Origin of the sequence: Methylobacterium sp. J-076 (genome assembly GCF_022829405.1) — a bacterium.
Lineage (GTDB): Bacteria > Pseudomonadota > Alphaproteobacteria > Rhizobiales > Beijerinckiaceae > Methylobacterium.
Map to the genome: position 1 here is coordinate 1 of NZ_JAKSXW010000065.1, position 16,755 is coordinate 16,755.

The window sequence follows — 16,755 nt, forward strand, 5'->3', positions numbered from 1 at the left end:
GTCGAGTCCGTGCTCGGTCGAGACCCGGGTGTAGATCGCGCAGCGCAGGGTCGGCCGCGTGCCGGGAGGCGGGGCCGCTTGCGGTTTGGGCGAGCGTCCACTCATGCCTCAATCCTCCCCGCTCCGGCCTCTCTGCCACCAGTGGTCTTGGCGCGTAGGCCGAAGAAGCGTGGTCCGTTCCACTTGGTGCCGGTGATGAGCTGCGCCACGCGGGACAGGCTGTCGTAGGTCGACCCGTTCCAGGCGTAGCCGGCGTCGAGTACCTGCACGTTGTGCATCACACCGGCCCACTCCCGCGAGAGCGTCACGCCGGGGATGTGCCCGCGCCGGTCCGGCACCGGCACCAATATGCGGATCGGGGTATCGTCCCCTCCCTGACCAGCCTGATCCCGTGCTCGCACGAGCCTATCGAGAGCCCGCGCGGTATCGCGGTCGAGGTCACCGTAGGCGATGGACTGAAGGCGGTAGGCGATGACCCGCGCGCGCTGTGCCGGAGGGAGGCCAGGAGGCGGGGCTGCGCCGAACAGCTGACGCCAGCGCCGTTCGAGCGCCGCCGCGTCCATCCCGGCGAGCGCGTCGAGCGAGGCGGACACGCGGTCCGCCTTGCCCCCCGTGATGGGTCGGGGCCGCGCCATCAGGCCGTGGCCTGCGTCGGCACGCCAGCCTGTGGCTCGGATCCTGTGTCAACCGTTAGCGCACGGGCCGGAGTATCTGCCTTGCGCCGTGCGCGGTTACGGGCCGCGGGCGGGAGCGGCAAGATGCGGTAGGCCGTAGCCGCGTCCGGGCGCGCCGCCTTGGTCAGCGGCTGTCCGCCGGACCGGATCTGCGAGAGGGCGGCGCGGGTGGTGTGCGGCAGCCAGCCCGTCGCCGCGATCAGCTCGGCCAGCGTCGCCCCCTCGTCCCGGCACAGCAGCGTCAGCACCAGCGCCTTCTTGTTCGGACGGGATGTTGCCCCAGCGACCGGGGGTGGGGTGAGGCCGATGGCTCGGTAGCCCGCGGGCGTGAGACGATGCTGTCCGTCCGGTGCGTCCGGCGGGGTGATGAGCGCGTCGCGCAGCAAGCGCCCGACGAGCCGTTTGCGGCTGGCCGGCTTCACCGTCGTGGCGAAGTGCAGGCGGCCCTCGTCCGCGGCGGCGGCGTGCAGGATGTCCGCCTCGGTACGGGTGAGCAAGATGGTGGTCATGGGTCGGGGTCTCCGTCAGCGGCAGGACAGGCCCTGCCACGACCCCGACCCCGACCCCGCGGACGGCGCGAGGCCGGCCTGCGGGGCAACGTACATGTGGCTGGAGAGACGCCCCCGAGGCGGGAAAGCCATCAGTCGTTGAGTGATCTTGTCCCCTGACGCTCCCGCGCTGCCCTGGGTCCCAACGAGCGCAGCCTCAGCGACACCGGCTGCGTCGTCCCGGCGACGACACACGCTCCGTTCGCTCTAGCAGTCCAGTCGAATGTGCGGGTGGGCGGGGACGGTGCGGAACTTCGCGCTGTTGTCCACTTCCAACGGAAGATCGTGACCCTTTGCAGACCTCTGGAACGTCCGCTTAGGCGTCGATCCGGCGAACGGTTCGATTGTCGACCTTCCGCCTCCCAAACCTATTGCTCAACAATCCAGTTTTCAAAATCAAGTGTCGCTGATCCCACACGGGCGAGATGAAAAGCATTGCTTAGGAAGAACGGTGAGTCAGCGCACATCAGTAAAACGCTGATATACGTATCGATGAGTCGCGCAATACGCTTGATTGCGATGACCTTAATCATCAAATTAGCTATCAATAAGCCATAGATAATGTATCTGTTATCCAGGGTATGCACAGTGCTTGCCGTTTAGATTTATTCGGCGGGGGTCAGCAAGACGCAAACATCATCGTTGGGTGACATGATCGTCGTCCGAATCTTTGCACGGGTCACGCTGACGCGGAAATTCTGGCGGGCCTGTGTCATCGCACCTGACTTCACATTGCCGCCGACAATACGATCCGGGTTGCCTACGATCTCCCCCTTCACCCGCTTCGGCCGGCCTTCGAAGATAATGACTTCGTCGAACTGCTTCCCCTTGGCCTTGTGCATGTTCATTACGACGATGCCAGACTCGGGCTTGTTCGCCGTCGCGAAATGCTCCTGGACGAATGCCTGCCGCGTAACGGCGAGCGCGTTCTTGTAGCCGCCGTTGTCGCGCCAGTCCTGCGAAAGGCTTTGACGCAACTGCGTGCCACGTTCGAGCAAGCGGACACTGCGGGCTTCCAGTGCCACCTCTGCGAGCCGCGAGCAGGCACCGGCCTCAAGGACTTCTCGAACCGCCATCCAATCGGCATCGGGCTGTCCGGTCAAGGCAACGGCCGTCGCGGCCTGGTGGACTAGGAACGTAGCCTGGAGAACACTGTTCCCCGGCGGCGCCTTGCCTTTGACGAGACATCTATTCCATTTATCGAGCGCAGACCTGAAACGCTCGGCGTCGGCCAAATGGCCTTTCGTTGGCGTTGCGCCGCCGCGTCCTTCAAAGAAGCCGCAGAGCACATCGACAAATTCATCCAAACAGCCGCTGTGTCTGCGCTGTTGCAGGAGGAAGGCTATTACCTCGGCGGCAAGGATCGGGCCTTCCATATCCACCACCGCCGTATGCGTGATAGGCGGCACGTTGCCAAACGGCGCGCGCAGATTGTCCGACACCAAACGCGTCATGCGCTTCGTCGGAACTAGGATCGCGAGCGACCAGTAACGGTGCCCGAGCGCAATAACCCTCTGCCGTCCCTGCAAAATCTGCGCGACGAGCGATGCATAGGCCTGATTAGCGTTCGAGGCGAACCCTACATATTCGACGCCTTGATAGGGCTCATCGCGAAACTTGCCCGTAAGGAGGTGATTGCCAAAGACCGCGATATCGGTGCCCTTGCTCCGGTGATTGTCCCCAAGCAAGTCGTGTTCGGACGGCTTGAACGCCTCCTTGAAGTGGTTCAGCCGCTCAGGATTGGCTCCGATAAAATCAAAGATTCGCTGCTCAGGATCTGCCAGCGCTATCAGCGTGCTGCTCTTCCCAATTGCCTCGACCGCACGCCATTGATCGAGGCTCGTATCTTGAAATTCGTCCAGGATGATGAACGGATACATGGTCGACACAAGCTCGCAGACTTTGGCCGAGCCATGCAACAGGATGGCCACCCTCTCCGCAAACAGGTTAAAACAGACTTTGCCCTCCTCTGTCGCCAACCGCATGCGCTCGGCCACTTCCAGAGCGGTCTTCTGCGCTTTCTCCTCGGCCGACAACTTGGAAGGCGCCTTGAAGCCGCTGCGGATCGCTGACAGCGCGATCGCCTCGTTCGGCGGCGTTAGGATGGTAATCCGCCGCGGAAACCCGACCAGATAGCCGTGCGCCTTGTGGATGCGCCAGAAGAAGGAGTGATAAGTATCGACTTCGATCCGCTTCTCTTCTTCTTTCGTGACCGACTTTTCTTCATCAATCGCCTCAAACACACGCGAGACGGTCGCTCGCGCGAAGCTGAGGAAAAGGACGCGCTGCCCCGGCCTCAGTTTTTCGCGCGCGATTTTAGCCGCCTTCAGGATCGACGCGGTGGTCTTGCCCGAGCCGGGACCGCCCACGACGAGCTGATGCCCTTCGGCAGTTAGGACGTCCTTTTGCGCCGCCGTCAGGTCGACCATCGCACCCTCTAAGCGCCCGGCGTGGCGGTCGCAGCTTGCCCGACGTTCCCAGCCGGGGGAGCAGGCGGATCACAGATCGCCTTCAGCGTTATGCAAGCATCGCGGATCCAGGATGGAATTTCCACCTCGGAGCACTGACCGAGGAAATCGGCGATACCCCAATTGCCCTTTGCCCAGCCGAAATAATCTTTCAGCGCCGAGATCGCGAGGGCCTTCGGATCCGGATATTTCGTGATTAGATGAGGCGGCCAGTCGAGCGCGTCGGAAAACCGCTCAAGCGCAACCTGGGTCGTGTTCTTGAGGATGAGATCTTCAATCCCCTTTTCCTCGTGCATGAACAGCCGCTCGACTTGGGATTCGATCGCCGCTTTCGCCGGATCGGTCTGCTTGTCGCAAAGTCCGAACGTGCGCTTGCCGAGCCCCTTGTACAGCCCAGCGAGGTCGGCGATCTGGGACTCGGTGCCCGCATCGATGATACAGATACCGAGTGCCTCAAGCGAGGAATAGGTGGCGGGGTTGAGCTCCGACAGCCGGCGCGCGGCTACCGGAAAGGCGCTGGCCTCAGTCGCGCCTTCGGCGATGAGCACACGGCGAGACAGGAGGCCCTCGCAGAAGCGTGTGCGAAACTCCTGCCGATAGCGCTTGTGTTTTACGCTGTCGGGCAGCGATATTTGCGCTTGGCTGAGCACACCGTCATTTGCCCGCGACAGTATCACGGTCTCGTCGAGTTTGAATTCTTCGAGGACGTAGGGCGAGTGCGATGTGACGATCGACTGCGCGGCCAGCTTCCGCAACTCATGCACGATCCGCTTCTGGGCATAGGGCGGTATCGCGGTTTCGACCTCTTCCATGGCAAAGATAACGTTCTGCTTGTCCTCAGCGATCTGCGACAGCATCGCCAGGACCAGCATGTTGATTGTGCCGGTGCCTTGGCGGAAGAAAGGAGCAGCATGATCGCCATCCCCGGTGGCGATGAAGGCGGTCACGACTTTACGCAGATGCTCACGCGTGAGGTTCGACACCTTAAGGTGCGGCTTCACACCCCATTCGCGCGGCACGTATTTCTTCAGCGACTTGTCAATGCTGTCTAGCACGCCGGATATCCCAATCGTGGGGTCGCTTGCCACGTCGAAGGCGGCAAGCGTGTCGATCGTGCCTTTCCACATCTGCGGCCGAATCTCCTTCAGTCGCAGGATGATGTCGAGAATGCTGCCATGCTCCAGGCTTAGCGCGCGCGAGCCGGTGCGCAGGGAGCGCAGGAATAGAAAGCCACAATGCGGCTTATCTTTCTTGGTGAACGGCTCGGGCTTGTCCGCCTCTGTGAGACTGCGCGAATAAAAGGTGTTGCCAACAAAATCATCCTCATCGGAATCGTAGGTACCGATGAAGGTAATTCGCAACGCGGCTTTGATATTCTCGGCGTCAACACCCGCCGAGTTGGCGTCGGTGAAGAACTCGCCATCTTCGATATTAAGCCACTCAATATGGCCGCCGAACCTAGCCTCTTGCTCTTTTGATAGGCCGATGATGGTGACTTCGATAATGATCTTCGGGGCTGCGGCGACGGGCTTCTCTTCAGCCCCATCGGGTACAACGCCCTCCACGGCATTGGCAGCGGCTACGGGAAGATATTTGCCCTGGAAAAAATCTTGCTCATCGACCGGAGGGCGGCGACTGAGTCTATCCGGCCCAAGCGTTAAATCTATCGCTTCCAGAAACGAAGATTTACCCGTATTGTTGTCGCCAATGAGGACAGCGTGGTCCGGCAACACTAGCTTCGCAGAACTAATTCCCCGAAAGTTTTCGATCGATACACAGTAAACTTTCAAAGAAATTCCTCCAAGTAACGAATACCTGTTTTTTAATTTCTACCCAGACACTCCCGATTTGAGGGAATGCCGCCGGAGATATCTGCGATAATAGGGAAGCAGAGTGACGTTTTAGAATCAATGGGGCGCAACTGCTACACCAAGTTGAGAGCGCGAGCCGACGCCGTGTACGGTAAAATTCAAGTCGCTGTCGCAAAAACGTCTGCTTTTGCGATAGCGACGGATGTCGGCTGATGGCGCGAAGCCGACATCCCGTCGTTGCAAGAAGCGGACGGGCGGGTTGCGACCCAACCCAGCCGTTGCGACCACCGTCAACACTTCTCCGAAACGGTCATGCATCAGTTATTCGACAACTCCGCCTTGGGTTGGGAAGCGGCGCGCGGCGCTGCGGATGGAGCCGTTCAATTACGCTGGCAGTGGATGATTTGATCTGGGGCGCTTCGATGCGTCGCCGAATATGAGTGCTCACACTTGGGTCATACCGTCTATTCCGTGATCAACAGTCCTCTGATGGGCATTGGTATTGTCAATAACATTATCCTATTGTATCTTGCTGATTCGATGCTCATGCTGTATCTTTATTATTGATATCGTTGGAGACTGGAACGGAACAATGGCTGCTGTACTAACGTTGGCTTGCATAAGTGGTGATGTTTACGAAGGCAATGGCAGTACAATAGTCGGCTATAAGCGCGTTGCTGGCTTAGAGATGAAGATTTGGGATCAGAGTTCTTTTTTTGGTGCCTTGTACACCCAAGGGAGCATAGGGGTTATCGCGTTTCGAGGAACACGATTAAGTGACGCAAATGACGATAGGGACGATATTGGAATTGGATCTGGAAAATTTCCAGTCAACAAATTAGGTGATGCGTTTGATTTCTTCTCTAAGGCAAAGGACTACATACAAAAAAACGGGGGAAAGAAAATTATTATTACAGGACATTCGCTCGGTGGAGGTCTTGCGCAAGTTGTTTCAGCCCGAATAACCACTTTTCCCGTAGTAGGAGTTACTTTCAACGCTCCGGGAATGGCTAATCTAGCAGGAGTAGTGAAATTCGAAAAAAGTAATTCACCTAATGTTTTCAATTATCGATCAGAGAATGATCCGGTAAGTCGAGTAGGCAAGCATATTGGCCGCGCTCCGGTCAGCATAAAAAAGGAGGCTATCATTTCATATCTCCATTGATTGAAGCTTTGAGAACCGATATTGCAGGAGGGATCAAGCACTAGAGTTCCTCTTTGGGGAGCTTTCCTCTTGAAAGCGGACTGTCGCAAAACCACCCCAAGCGGTCCTACGGCTTCCGACCCAACTCAGCCGTGCGAGTCGTTTGCTGATCGGCCCCCAAGAGGTGGTCCATGAGCAGAGTTAGTGCGCGGTGGGCCTGGAGTTGACCCTGTTTGTGGTCCACGGCCTATGCAACTTCTCGGGCTGTGACAGCTTGGTTGGCGAAGGCTCGAGGCGTCAAGCCGCCCAAGGCCGTATGAGGTCGATCTTCGTTGTAGTGGCACCTCCAGTCCTCGATGCGCTCGCGGGCATCGGTTAGCAACAGGAACCACGAGGCGTTCAGACATTCCGCCCGTAGACGGCAGTTGAACGACTCGATGTAGGCGTTGTCGGTCGGCTTGCCCGGTCGGGAGAAGTCGATCTCGACCCCGTTCAGGTAGGCCCACCGGTCGAGCATGCGCCCGGCAAACTCCGGTCCATTGTCGACCCGCAGGCTCTTGGGCCGCCCCCGCAGCCGGACCAAGGCGTCCAGGGTCTCGGTCACCTGGAAGGCGCGGAAGTTGGCTCTCGGTGTGAGCGAGAGCGCCTCTCGCGTATGACAATCGACCACCGTCAGGATCCGGAACGGACGTCCGTCGAACAGGCGATCAGACATGAAGTCCATGGCCCAGACCTCGTTGAGTCCACCGATGGCCGGTCGTCCCTAGCGATAGCGCCAGGCCCGTTTGCGCTTGGGCAGCTTGGGCCGGATCGACAGTCCCTCGTCCCGGTAGATCCGGTAGGTGCGCTTGTGGTTCACCTCCCAACCTTCCCGCCGCAATAGGATGTGCAGCCTTCGGTAGCCGTAGCGCACCCGTGCGGCAGCGAGTTCCGTCAGCCGCATGCGCAGCGCCACCTGCGGATCGGAGCGCTTCCTGTAACGCTGGGACGAGCGGCCGAAACCGGTGGCTTGGCAGGCCCGACGCTCGCTGATGTCGTAGGCCCCTGCAGGTGACCGGCGACCTCGCGGCGAGCGGCGGGCCTCACCACTTTCGCTTGAGCACGTCCTACAGCATGGAGCGGTCCAGCGTCAGGTCGGCCACCAGTCGTTTAAGCTTGCTGTTCTCGTCCTCCAGCTGCTTCAGCCGCCGGATCTCCGGCACGCCCATGCCGACGAACTGCTTCTTCCAGCGGTAAAACGTCGGCTCGGACACGCCCATCTTCCGGCAGACTTCGTCCACCGTCGCGCCGTTCTCCGCCTGCCGCAGGGCAAAGGCGATCTGTTCGTTCGTAAAGCGTTTGCGAGGCATGGCATCCACCCTCCTTCAGGGTTCAGGATGCCCGAAAAACTTGCGCTCGGCCTGGATCAGTTTGCTGGGTCAGGGTCACACCACCCGGGCAGGTCTGCACTTCGTGGCCTTCGTCGACCACATGCTTACACAGACCGCTCAGATCGCCTGAAGCTCATAACAGCCTCGAGTTGCGAGGTATAACAGCGAAAATAGGCGGTGAAACTTTCCCATCCGTGGTTGCGAAATTTCTATTATCGAAATTTGACTTCGCAAGCGCTGGTTGGAGAATTGTTGCCACGAGGCGTTGCGTGAAATAAATATTTGCTTCTTTATTCGGTACAAAATCGTGAAATCTGCCCTGGAACAGATCGAGCGGAGGAGCGAGGTGACGGCACCACAAGCGGAGATCGGCCTGGACGAGGCATTGGATATCGCCCTACGGGCGCACCGGGCGGGGGATATGCCTGTTGCCGAGACGCTGTACCACCGGATCCTTGCGGCCGACCCCGATCACGCGGCGGCCCTCCATTTCCTGGGGATCCTCTGCCATCAGAGGAGAGATCCGAAGAAGGCGATCGCGCTGATCCGCCGTGCCATCGCGATCGAGCCGCACAATCCAAGCGCCCACATCAACCTCGGCAACGTGTTCTCCGAAGTCGACCGGCCCGATCTCGCCGTCGAAGCCTACAACACCGCCATCGACCTCGAGCCCAAGCTCATCGATGCCTACAACAACCTCGGCGTCGCCCTCCGGGTCTTGAAGCGGGTGCCGGAGGCGGAGGGGATCTACCGCAGCGCCATCGCCATCGATCCCACCCACCGGGATGTGTGGAACAACCTTGGCCGCCTGCTGGCGGGCCAAGGGCGGATCGAGGAGGCCATCACCTGCCATGCGCGGGCTCTGGAACTCGAGCCCGCCGACGCGGGCACCCGCCGGTTCCTCGTGGCCGCCTACGCCGCGACCGGAGAGCACGACCGCGCCCTCGCCCTGCTGCGCGACTGGCTGAAGGACGAGCCCGACAATCCCTCGGCGCAGCATCTCATCGCCGCGATCACTGGAGAGAACACGCCCGAACGGGCCAGCGACCGGTACGTGAAGGCTCTGTTCGACGGATTCGCCTCGAGTTTCGATCACAAGCTCGCCCGACTCGATTATCGGGCGCCGGAGCTGGTCGTGGCCGCGATCGATGCCTGCGTCGGCCTCCGCAGCGATTGCGTCGTGCTGGATGCCGGTTGCGGAACGGGGCTGTGCGGCCCGGCGCTGAAGACGCATGCGAGGGAACTGATCGGGGTCGATCTCTCCAGCGGCATGCTGGATGAGGCGGCGCAAAGGGGCTGCTACGATCAGCTGGAACAGGCGGAGCTGACGCAGTTCCTGCGCGACCATCCCGGCCGGTACGACGTCGTCGCCTCGGCCGACACGCTCTGCTATTTCGGACCCCTTGATCAGGTCGCCGCCGCTGCCGACGGCGCCCTGCGTCAGGGTGGGACCTTCGTCTTCAGCGTCGAGGAGAGCGACGGCGCCACATTCACCCTCCATCCCCATGGTCGCTACTCTCACGCCTCGGGCTATGTCGAGCGCTGCCTCTCCGAGGCGGGGTTCGTCGCGATCACTTTCACCCGGGACACCCTGCGGATGGAACGGGGGCAGCCCGTCCAGGGGCTGATCGTGACGGCCATCAGGGAATAGGATGGACGGGTCTTCGGCGGGACCGCCCTGCCGGTTGGGAGTCGCGCGGATGAACGATGGATCGCCCTCGGAACGCCTGACCGAAGGCTGGCCGCTTCCGACCGACCTCCTGATGCGCGCCCTCAGCGACGACCATCTCATGCGGCTGATCCGCCTCTCTGCGCCGGACGGCCTGAGGATGGATCTCCTGTCCGATCAAGACATCGTCGCTCATCATCACCGGCTGAACGACGCTCGGCTGCCGGCCGGGGAGTTTCGATCCTACGGCGAGGCGGCGAAGGCCCCGCGCGATGCGATCACCCGCAAGCAGCTCGCCCAGATCTTTCCGAAGGCCGGCGACGATTACCTCGATACGGTCGCATCCGACCTGAACAAGGACTTGGCCAAGTTCGGGCTCGGCACGCCGCTGCGGAAGGCGCATTTTTTTGCCCAGCTGCGGGAGGAGAGCGGCCCCGGTCTCAATGCGACCGTCGAGAGTCTGTCCTACAGTCCGGAGGGCCTCAAGCTCTTTCATTACTACAAGATTCATGCGGACGAGGCGGTGAAGGACGGATACGTCCGCGACCGGAAGACGAGGCGGATCACCCGAGCCGCGCATCAGGAGACCATCGCCAACAAGGCCTATTCCAGCCGCAACGGCAACGGTGCGGCGATCAGCGGGGACGGCTGGACCTTTCGAGGCCGTGGCCTGATCCAGATCACCGGGCGCGCAAACTATTCCGCGATTACGCAACAATACGCGAAAATCTATGCTCAAGCCTCGTCATCCGGCGCGAAACAAGTCAGCTTCGTCGCAGAGCCTGATGCCGTGTCCAGGTTCCCCTACAGCTTGCGCTCGGCGGTCTGTTTCTGGACACTCCACCATCTCCACCTTCTCGCCGACAAGGGGCATGGCGATGACGAGGTCGACCGGATTACCCGCGTCGTCAACAAAGCGACCAAGAGCTATCCGGCGCGCCGGGAGCATTTCAGGCAAGTTTATCGCATCTTCCGCTAGGGTGGCCCTCGCCGGCGCCCTGTCTCTGTCACTCGGCCCGAGCGGGTTCGGCCGCGAGGGACAACCCGGGGCGACCCTCTGCACGGCGCAAGAGGAAACCCTCTTCTCCTGCGGATCGGGCGGCAGGATCGGCTCCCTGTGCGCCCCCGCGGGCCGCTTGGCCGACCGTCTGACCTACCGGTATGGCCGCGAGGGGCGGATCGAGATCAGCTACTCGGCCGAATCCGGGAACGGGAACCGGTTCAAGGCCACAATCGCACCCGCCAACCCGCGCGCCCAGGTCCGGCAGGTCTGGTTCGACCGGGGCCCCTACCGCTACCTGATGAGCGAATGCATCGGCGGTGGCTGCGCGAGACCCGCCGGGCTCGCCGTACTGCGCGGAGACACGGTCCTGAAGAACGTGCGGTGCTCGACCGGGGCGGGCGAACGCCCGTGGTTTTCCCCGCATCTTGCGGACTTCGGTCCGTCCGACACGCTCACGGCGAAGACGAGCCTGCTCGTCGTCGAGGATGCGGACAATATAATCGGGAAATTGTATTGAAGAGGCGGTCTCGCAGGTATCTCCGGCGTGAGGACGGGGTTTCCCGGGGCGCCAGCCTGCGGTAACTCCTCCTGCCGGCCCTTCGACCAGGGGCCACGCCTCGATCTCGCGGTTCAGACGTCATGGGAAAACCCGCCGCGCGCATTACCGACGCGCACACCTGCCCAATGGTGACGGGGATCGTGCCCCATGTCGGCGGTCCGATCATCGCCCCCTGCTGCCCGACCGTGCTGATCGGGGGCCTGCCGGCGGCGCGGGTCGGCGACATGGCCAACTGCACCGGGCCCACGGATTCGATCGCGATGGGCTCGCCCACCGTCCAGATCAGCGGCCAGATGGCGGCGCGCATCGGCGATCCGACCGTGCATGGCGGCGTGATCGTCGCCGGGCTGCCCACCGTGCTGATCGGCGAGTAGGCGGAGCCCTCGTCCACCGTCGCTGCGGCGCGCGAGGAGGGGGGGGGGGACGGCCCGCGCCCGATCCGTCTTGTCCAGACAATGCCGGAGGCCCGTCAGCGCTGCTCGGTCACGGGGACGACGCGGACCTCCGGCGTTTGCGGCACGCTGACGGTCCTGACGCTATTGTAGCGGTTGAGCCGCAACGAGATCATCGTCTCGAACTTGCTGCGGACCTCCGACACGGACAGACTCTTCGATCCGCCCTCGCCGTAGAAGATCGGCTTGTTGGCCGCAGCGGGCTTGGGCAGCAGGTCGGCGGCCACGGAATTGGGTTTGCGGGCAATCTCGCCGATCATCCGCTCGGCCCCGTCCGGCCCCAGGAAATGGACGAGGTAAACCTCGCCGCCGGTGAGATTACGGCCGATGCGGGCGGCAATGCGCAGGCTGTCGCGCTTCAGCATCCTGGCGGCCAGCACCGCGGAGAGATAGGGGTCGCTCCGCAAGGTGAGGATCCTGGCGCGCTGCGGGCCGACCGCCTCGCCATTCGCGATCATGGCCGCCTCGCGCTCAAGACCGTAGGAAGCCCCGAACTCCCGCACCACGCCGAGCCAGGTCTTCTCGATGAACTGATACAGGCCGGAGGCCGACGAGGTCTGGGCCTGGACCTCGGTCTTGAAGCTCGATTCCTTGTCGGCGATCGCCATCAGCAACACCGGATCGACGTTCGTCACTCGCGAGGCGCGGACGATCTTCTCCACGAGGTAGCGGCGGATCCGCATCGGACCGAAGGCCAGGAGCTCATCCGGGTTGCGGGGGCCCTTACCCTCGAGTTCGTTGGCCAGGGCCGAATAGGCCGCGAGCTCCGGTCTCTCCCGGGCGCTCGCCTTCACCGCACCAAGGTCGCCCTGCGCCAGCGACTGGCCAGCACCGTCTGAGAGCCTGACCGTCGGAGGGGCAAGGGTAGTCGCGCCGGCCGGGCCGGGGCCGGTCGGCGCGATCCGGATCGAGGAGGCGAAGGATTCCGGCGGCTTACCGTCGACGTCGATGACGTCGTAGAGCTGCGCCGCCACCTCGGGCGAAACGAGGATGACCGGCTTGTCTTCGCCTAGGCTGAGGATGGCGGTGGCCTGGGCGACCTCTTCGTCGGCCGGGGGCTGCTGCGGCACGATCAGCCACCCGATCCCGATGCCGACGAGCATCAGCGCCGCGATCATCCCGAGGCCCAGGAAGGGCCTGTAGCGCGCCGGGAACGATGCGGCCACCGCGTGCAGGGACTCCCAATTCGTCTCGCGGCCGGAATCGGCCGGGGCGGCGCCCCGCTCAGCCGGCTGGAGACGGGCGGCGGCGAAGGCGGCGATATCGGAGAACCAGTGGTGGCCCACGGCCGGATCGGACGCCGCCTTGAGCCGCGCCACACCCGCCATCATCCCCGCCGCCGTCCCGCGGTCGAGAGCGAGCCGCCGCCGCAGCGTCCGGGCGTCGCCTCGCTCGCGGGCGACGATGTCCACCGCCCGGAACCACTCCGTCAGGGCCGGCCGGGCCTTGGCAAAGGGCGTTCCTTGGCAGGGAAATACCTTCAGGCCGCAGGAGCGGCAGGAGAAGGCGCGGTTGCGGCTCTTCCGCACGAATCCCTGGCGGCTGCCGCAGGCCGTGCAAGGGGCGTCGCCGTAGCGCAACCGCATGACTTCGTCGATGCAGTCCTCCTCGGTCAGGGATGTGCCGGGGCCCGTCATGGCTCAATTCCCGACCTTGATCTGCAGCACCGCCGCGCCGAACCTAGAATCCGGCCGGGCCGCGTCCTGCGCAAGGCGCTCGAACAGCGCGGTGCCCGTCGCGGAATCGCCGGGCGCGGCGGTCTCCACCGGCCGGCGGCTTCCCACCGCCAGGATCAGTTGCGAGCGGCCGCTGCTGGATTTGGGCGCGTCGAGGCGCACGGCGAAGCTTCCCCGCTGTCCGGACCGCTTTAGGTAGCGTCCGAGGTCGTGCACGCTCCCCTCGCGATCGACCAGGAGGAGGGCGGCGTTCGGCGCATCGCCGAAATCGACCGTGCCGCGCAGCTCCGTCCCGCTGCGGACGTGGTCGTTCTCCACCCAGAGCTTCGGCACGCTGGTGGCCTTGGCCTTGGCCTGCAGGGCGAGCAGATCGACGATCGGGCATTGCCCGCGCTCCACCTGTCTCAGGTGGATCTTCGCCTCGAAACCGAACCTGTTACTGAAGGCCGAGTCGAAGGCTTGGAACGGCTGCGGCACGATTCCAAACGCCTCCACGAGCGCCTCGTGCGCGCTGACCGTGGAAGGGTTGAGGAAGAAGCAGTCCCCACCGCGATACCCGCGGATGAAGGCGGCGACCGTCTCCATCGTCGGCGGTGGCGGCGCGGGATCCACGATCACGTCAACGGTCTGCCCCGTCGGGGGCGGCGGCGCGGGTGTGACCGACGGGGGATTGACCGGTGGCGGCGCGGGTGTGACCGACGGGGGATTGACCGGTGGCGGGGCGGGGGTGGCCGACGGGAGATTGACCGGCGGCGGCGCGGGCGTGACCGGCGGGCGATTGATCGGCGGCAGCGGTGGCGGCGGGGAGGGCGGTTGGGCCGTGGGAGCCGGCTCGGTCTCCGTCAGCGAACCATTCACCGGTTTCGGAATCTGGTCCGGCTGACCGAGCAAGAAGAAGGCTCCGATCCCGCCGGCAAGGACGAGGATCACGGCCCCGGCGGCCAGAGGCAGCACGCGCCGCCCCGGCGTCGTCCTCGTCTTCGCTCTGGGCCGGGACGGCTTCAGCACGAGCTGGTTGGCCGGGTCTCCCCATTGCTCGATCTCCCTCATGCTCCCGGGCCGCTCGCGTGGATCGGGCTGCAGCATGGCCTGCAGCAGGGGGACCAGCCTTGCATCCACCCCGGCGAGGTCGGGCACGGAGGAGCGCTTCGCGATGACGTTCGGGTACTCGGCCCCCATGTCGAGGGCACGCCCCCGGCTGGCCTGCGCCAGGACGAGGCCGAGGCTGAAGATGTCGGATCTCAGGGTAACCTCACCGCCCTGGAGGCCGAACTGTTCGGGCGAGGCGTAGGCGTATTTGCCAGCGAAGCCCGTGCCGATCACTGTCTTCGTCTCGGCGAGGCGGGCGATCCCGAAGTCGATGATCTTCGCCCGGGCCGGATCGCCGCCGGGCAGGATGATGTTGTCCGGCGTCACGTCGCGGTGAACGATCCCCGCCTCGTGCGCCGCCGCGAGGCCGCCAGCCACCCGGCGGCGCAGGGTCTCGACCTCCTCGTAGTCGAGGGGACCCCGCTTGAGCCGGTCGGCCAGGGAGTCGCCCGTGACGTACTCCATCGCGAGGAAGGGCAGGCCCAGCTGGCGATCGACGGAGAACACGTAATAGCGCACCACGGCGCCGTGATGGACGTTGTGGAGCGCCGAGGCTTCCTTGCGGAAGAGGGCGAGGGCGTCGGCGTTCTCCGCGAATTCCGGGCGCATGACCTTGATGGCAACGGCGTCGCCGGTCTCGATCACGTGCCCGCGGAACACCTCGCCCATGCCGCCGACCGCGAGGGGCGCGTCGATCTCGTAGATGTCGCTGAGCCGGGTGCCGGGGCCGACCCTGGCCGGCGCCCGTGGCTGCACGACCGTGCGGTCATCCGCCATCAAGCGTCTCCTGCGGCGGCACCGGCCGGCATCAGCACGGTCATCCCGTTCTCCTGCCGGGGCGCCTCGGTCGCCCGGCCGCGATAGCCGCAGCGGATGACGATCGTCGTAACGTTGTCGGAGGCGCCTCGCTCGAGCGTCAGGTCGAGAAGGGAGTCGCAGGCCCATTGCGGCGCCGAGGTGTCGGCGGCGAGGAGGATGTCGCCGTCGGTGACATGGGCCGTCAGCCCGTCCGAGCAGATGACGAACACGTCGCCCGCCGAGACGACGCCCTGCTCGCTCTCCAACTCGGGGCGGTCATCGACGCCGAGCGCCCGGGTGAGCACATGCCGGCGGGGCCAGGATTCCATCTCTGCCGCCGTGAGGATGCCCCGTTCGAAGAGGTCGCGCCCTTCCGTATGGTCGCGGGTGATCTGCTCGATGAGCCCGTCGCGGATGCGGTAGATCCGGGAGTCGCCCGACCAGACGCAGGCATAGTCCCGGCCGAAGAGCAGCAGGACCGCCAGCGTCGAGCCAATGACGCAGTTCCGGGCTTGGCCGGCGGCGCGCAGCTCGGCGTTCGCCCGCAGGATGCGGTCCTCGAGGCGGGCCATCAGGTCGGCGGCCGAGACGGCGGCGCCGATGGAGGCGAGGGCGCCGACGATCGTCGCGCTCGCCAGCGCCCCGTCCTCATGGCCGCCCATGCCGTCGGCCACGGCGAAGACGCCGATCTCCGGCGCCACGAGGAGGCTGTCCTCGTTCTGGGCGCGCTTCACGCCGGGATGGCTGATGCTGCCGGCCTCGATGCGGAGGAGATCCTCCGGCAGCGCCGAGACGGCCGACACGGAATCAGGCGAGGCCATCGAACCGTCCCGTAAGGAAGGAGGCGAAGAGGGGGGCCTCCGGCAGGCCCCGGCAGGCGAGGGCCGAGGCCGGGAAGCCCTCCCCGCCTGACGTCCACCAGTAGCTCATGTCCGCGTGCATCGCGGCCGGCGCCAACGGCCGGAGCCGGGTGAGGGCGGCCGGGACGTCGCCGCCCGCGACGCCTCCGGCCAGCGCTCCGCCGGGCAGGCGGCGGGCGCCTTCGACGGTGGGGGGTAGGCGGGACGCGACGGCATCGGGCAGGGCGACGAGCTGCGCCGTGGCGTCCGCGAAGGGCAGGCCCTCGGTCAGCAGGGACAGGAGGAAGGCTTCGATGGCGGTGAACCAGCCGTCGTAGGGCTCCGCCTCCGGAGGGGCGAAGGCGTCCGGCCGGCCGCCGCAGCAGACGAGGGTCAGGGGGAAATAGCGTCCGACCCCGTCGGCGGAGGGCATGAAGGCCCCCAGGACCGGTTCGCCGGTCAAGCCCTCCCCGAGCCAGAACCGCCAGATCGGCGCCCGAAGGTAGGCTTCGGTCCAGGCCGGCCCGAGGGCGAGCCGGCTCGCGGACAGACCCCCCTGGATCCAGGGCTCCCAGGCGTTGAGCAAGGCGCGCGGCACGGCAAGGGCGATGAAGTCGCGCTTGGCCGGAAGCTTGCCGAACAGGCCGCAGGGCAT

The 16,755-nt window shown here is 64.2% G+C and carries 14 protein-coding genes and 1 pseudogene; 5 read left to right on the forward strand and 10 right to left on the reverse strand.

Annotated elements, in window-relative coordinates; genetic code table 11:
* Window positions 1-101: 101 nt before the first annotated feature.
* The 5 genes from MKK53_RS04880 to MKK53_RS04900 all read right to left on the reverse strand — a co-directional run bounded on the left by MKK53_RS04880 (window position 102) and on the right by MKK53_RS04900 (window position 5,480).
* A complete protein-coding gene (locus MKK53_RS04880) occupies window positions 102-593 on the reverse strand; it encodes a DUF2924 domain-containing protein (protein WP_243927407.1) in 492 nt (163 codons plus the stop codon).
* 41 nt (window positions 594-634) lie between these two features.
* Entirely contained in the window at window positions 635-1,183 is a 549-nt protein-coding gene (locus tag MKK53_RS04885) for a DUF3489 domain-containing protein (RefSeq protein WP_243927408.1), read from the reverse strand.
* A gap of 407 nt (window positions 1,184-1,590) precedes the next feature.
* Window positions 1,591-1,755, reverse strand: a complete 165-nt coding sequence (locus tag MKK53_RS04890) for a hypothetical protein (RefSeq protein ID WP_243927409.1) — start codon at window positions 1,753-1,755, stop codon at window positions 1,591-1,593.
* A gap of 72 nt (window positions 1,756-1,827) precedes the next feature.
* Window positions 1,828-3,651, reverse strand: a complete 1,824-nt coding sequence (locus tag MKK53_RS04895) for a UvrD-helicase domain-containing protein (RefSeq protein ID WP_243927410.1) — start codon at window positions 3,649-3,651, stop codon at window positions 1,828-1,830.
* A gap of 8 nt (window positions 3,652-3,659) precedes the next feature.
* A complete protein-coding gene (locus tag MKK53_RS04900) occupies window positions 3,660-5,480 on the reverse strand; it encodes an ATP-dependent nuclease (protein WP_279598821.1) in 1,821 nt (606 codons plus the stop codon).
* 613 nt (window positions 5,481-6,093) lie between these two features.
* Here MKK53_RS04900 and MKK53_RS04905 point away from each other — a divergent pair.
* Window positions 6,094-6,666 (forward strand): lipase family protein, encoded by a 573-nt coding sequence (locus MKK53_RS04905; RefSeq protein ID WP_243927412.1) that lies wholly within the window; start codon window positions 6,094-6,096, stop codon window positions 6,664-6,666.
* Between the two features lie 226 nt (window positions 6,667-6,892).
* On the opposite strand, the pseudogene MKK53_RS04910 reads toward MKK53_RS04905, so the two are convergent.
* Window positions 6,893-7,994: pseudogene (locus MKK53_RS04910) on the reverse strand (IS3 family transposase).
* Window positions 7,995-8,361: 367 nt separating this feature from the next.
* On the opposite strand from MKK53_RS04910, the gene MKK53_RS04915 reads away from it, so the two are divergent.
* From MKK53_RS04915 to MKK53_RS04930, 4 genes are all read left to right on the forward strand, one after another.
* On the forward strand, window positions 8,362-9,666 hold the full coding sequence (locus MKK53_RS04915) for a tetratricopeptide repeat protein (protein ID WP_243927413.1): 1,305 nt from the start codon (window positions 8,362-8,364) through the stop codon (window positions 9,664-9,666).
* A 49-nt stretch (window positions 9,667-9,715) separates the two neighbouring features.
* Complete coding sequence (locus MKK53_RS04920; protein ID WP_243927414.1) at window positions 9,716-10,663, forward strand: glycoside hydrolase family 19 protein; 948 nt, start codon at window positions 9,716-9,718, stop codon at window positions 10,661-10,663.
* Window positions 10,664-10,820: 157 nt separating this feature from the next.
* Entirely contained in the window at window positions 10,821-11,204 is a 384-nt protein-coding gene (locus tag MKK53_RS04925; RefSeq protein ID WP_243927416.1) for a hypothetical protein, read from the forward strand.
* Window positions 11,205-11,326: 122 nt separating this feature from the next.
* Complete coding sequence (locus MKK53_RS04930; RefSeq protein ID WP_243927418.1) at window positions 11,327-11,620, forward strand: PAAR domain-containing protein; 294 nt, start codon at window positions 11,327-11,329, stop codon at window positions 11,618-11,620.
* Between the two features lie 95 nt (window positions 11,621-11,715).
* Here MKK53_RS04930 and MKK53_RS04935 read toward each other — a convergent pair whose 3' ends face one another.
* Genes MKK53_RS04935 through tagF form a run of 4 tightly spaced genes read right to left on the reverse strand, consistent with a single transcriptional unit; the run spans window position 11,716 to window position 16,755 of the window.
* Complete coding sequence (locus MKK53_RS04935) at window positions 11,716-13,335, reverse strand: transglycosylase SLT domain-containing protein (RefSeq protein WP_243927420.1); 1,620 nt, start codon at window positions 13,333-13,335, stop codon at window positions 11,716-11,718.
* Window positions 13,336-13,338: 3 nt separating this feature from the next.
* Window positions 13,339-15,240 carry a serine/threonine-protein kinase gene (locus MKK53_RS04940; RefSeq protein WP_243927422.1) on the reverse strand — a complete coding sequence of 634 codons (1,902 nt, stop codon included), beginning with the start codon at window positions 15,238-15,240 and terminating at the stop codon, window positions 13,339-13,341.
* Window positions 15,240-16,082: a PP2C family protein-serine/threonine phosphatase gene (locus tag MKK53_RS04945; protein ID WP_243927424.1), complete on the reverse strand. Its 843-nt coding sequence runs from the start codon at window positions 16,080-16,082 to the stop codon at window positions 15,240-15,242. The genes MKK53_RS04940 and MKK53_RS04945 overlap by 1 nt, the downstream gene beginning before the upstream one ends.
* Window positions 16,069-16,755: a type VI secretion system-associated protein TagF gene (tagF, locus tag MKK53_RS04950; RefSeq protein WP_243927426.1), complete on the reverse strand. Its 687-nt coding sequence runs from the start codon at window positions 16,753-16,755 to the stop codon at window positions 16,069-16,071. The genes MKK53_RS04945 and tagF overlap by 14 nt, the downstream gene beginning before the upstream one ends.

Bases quoted from the DNA above. Each gene is read 5' to 3' on its own strand.
- MKK53_RS04885 (WP_243927408.1), bottom strand. From the start codon at position 1,183: ATGACCACCATCTTGCTCACCCGTACCGAGGCGGACATCCTGCACGCC.
- MKK53_RS04890 (WP_243927409.1), bottom strand. From the start codon at position 1,755: ATGATTAAGGTCATCGCAATCAAGCGTATTGCGCGACTCATCGATACG.
- MKK53_RS04895 (WP_243927410.1), bottom strand. From the start codon at position 3,651: ATGGTCGACCTGACGGCGGCGCAAAAGGACGTCCTAACTGCCGAAGGG.
- MKK53_RS04905 (WP_243927412.1), top strand. From the start codon at position 6,094: ATGGCTGCTGTACTAACGTTGGCTTGCATAAGTGGTGATGTTTACGAA.
- MKK53_RS04920 (WP_243927414.1), top strand. From the start codon at position 9,716: ATGAACGATGGATCGCCCTCGGAACGCCTGACCGAAGGCTGGCCGCTT.
- MKK53_RS04930 (WP_243927418.1), top strand. From the start codon at position 11,327: ATGGGAAAACCCGCCGCGCGCATTACCGACGCGCACACCTGCCCAATG.
- MKK53_RS04935 (WP_243927420.1), bottom strand. From the start codon at position 13,335: ATGACGGGCCCCGGCACATCCCTGACCGAGGAGGACTGCATCGACGAA.
- MKK53_RS04940 (WP_243927422.1), bottom strand. From the start codon at position 15,240: ATGGCGGATGACCGCACGGTCGTGCAGCCACGGGCGCCGGCCAGGGTC.
- MKK53_RS04945 (WP_243927424.1), bottom strand. From the start codon at position 16,082: ATGGCCTCGCCTGATTCCGTGTCGGCCGTCTCGGCGCTGCCGGAGGAT.
- tagF (WP_243927426.1), bottom strand. From the start codon at position 16,755: ATGCCCTGCGGCCTGTTCGGCAAGCTTCCGGCCAAGCGCGACTTCATC.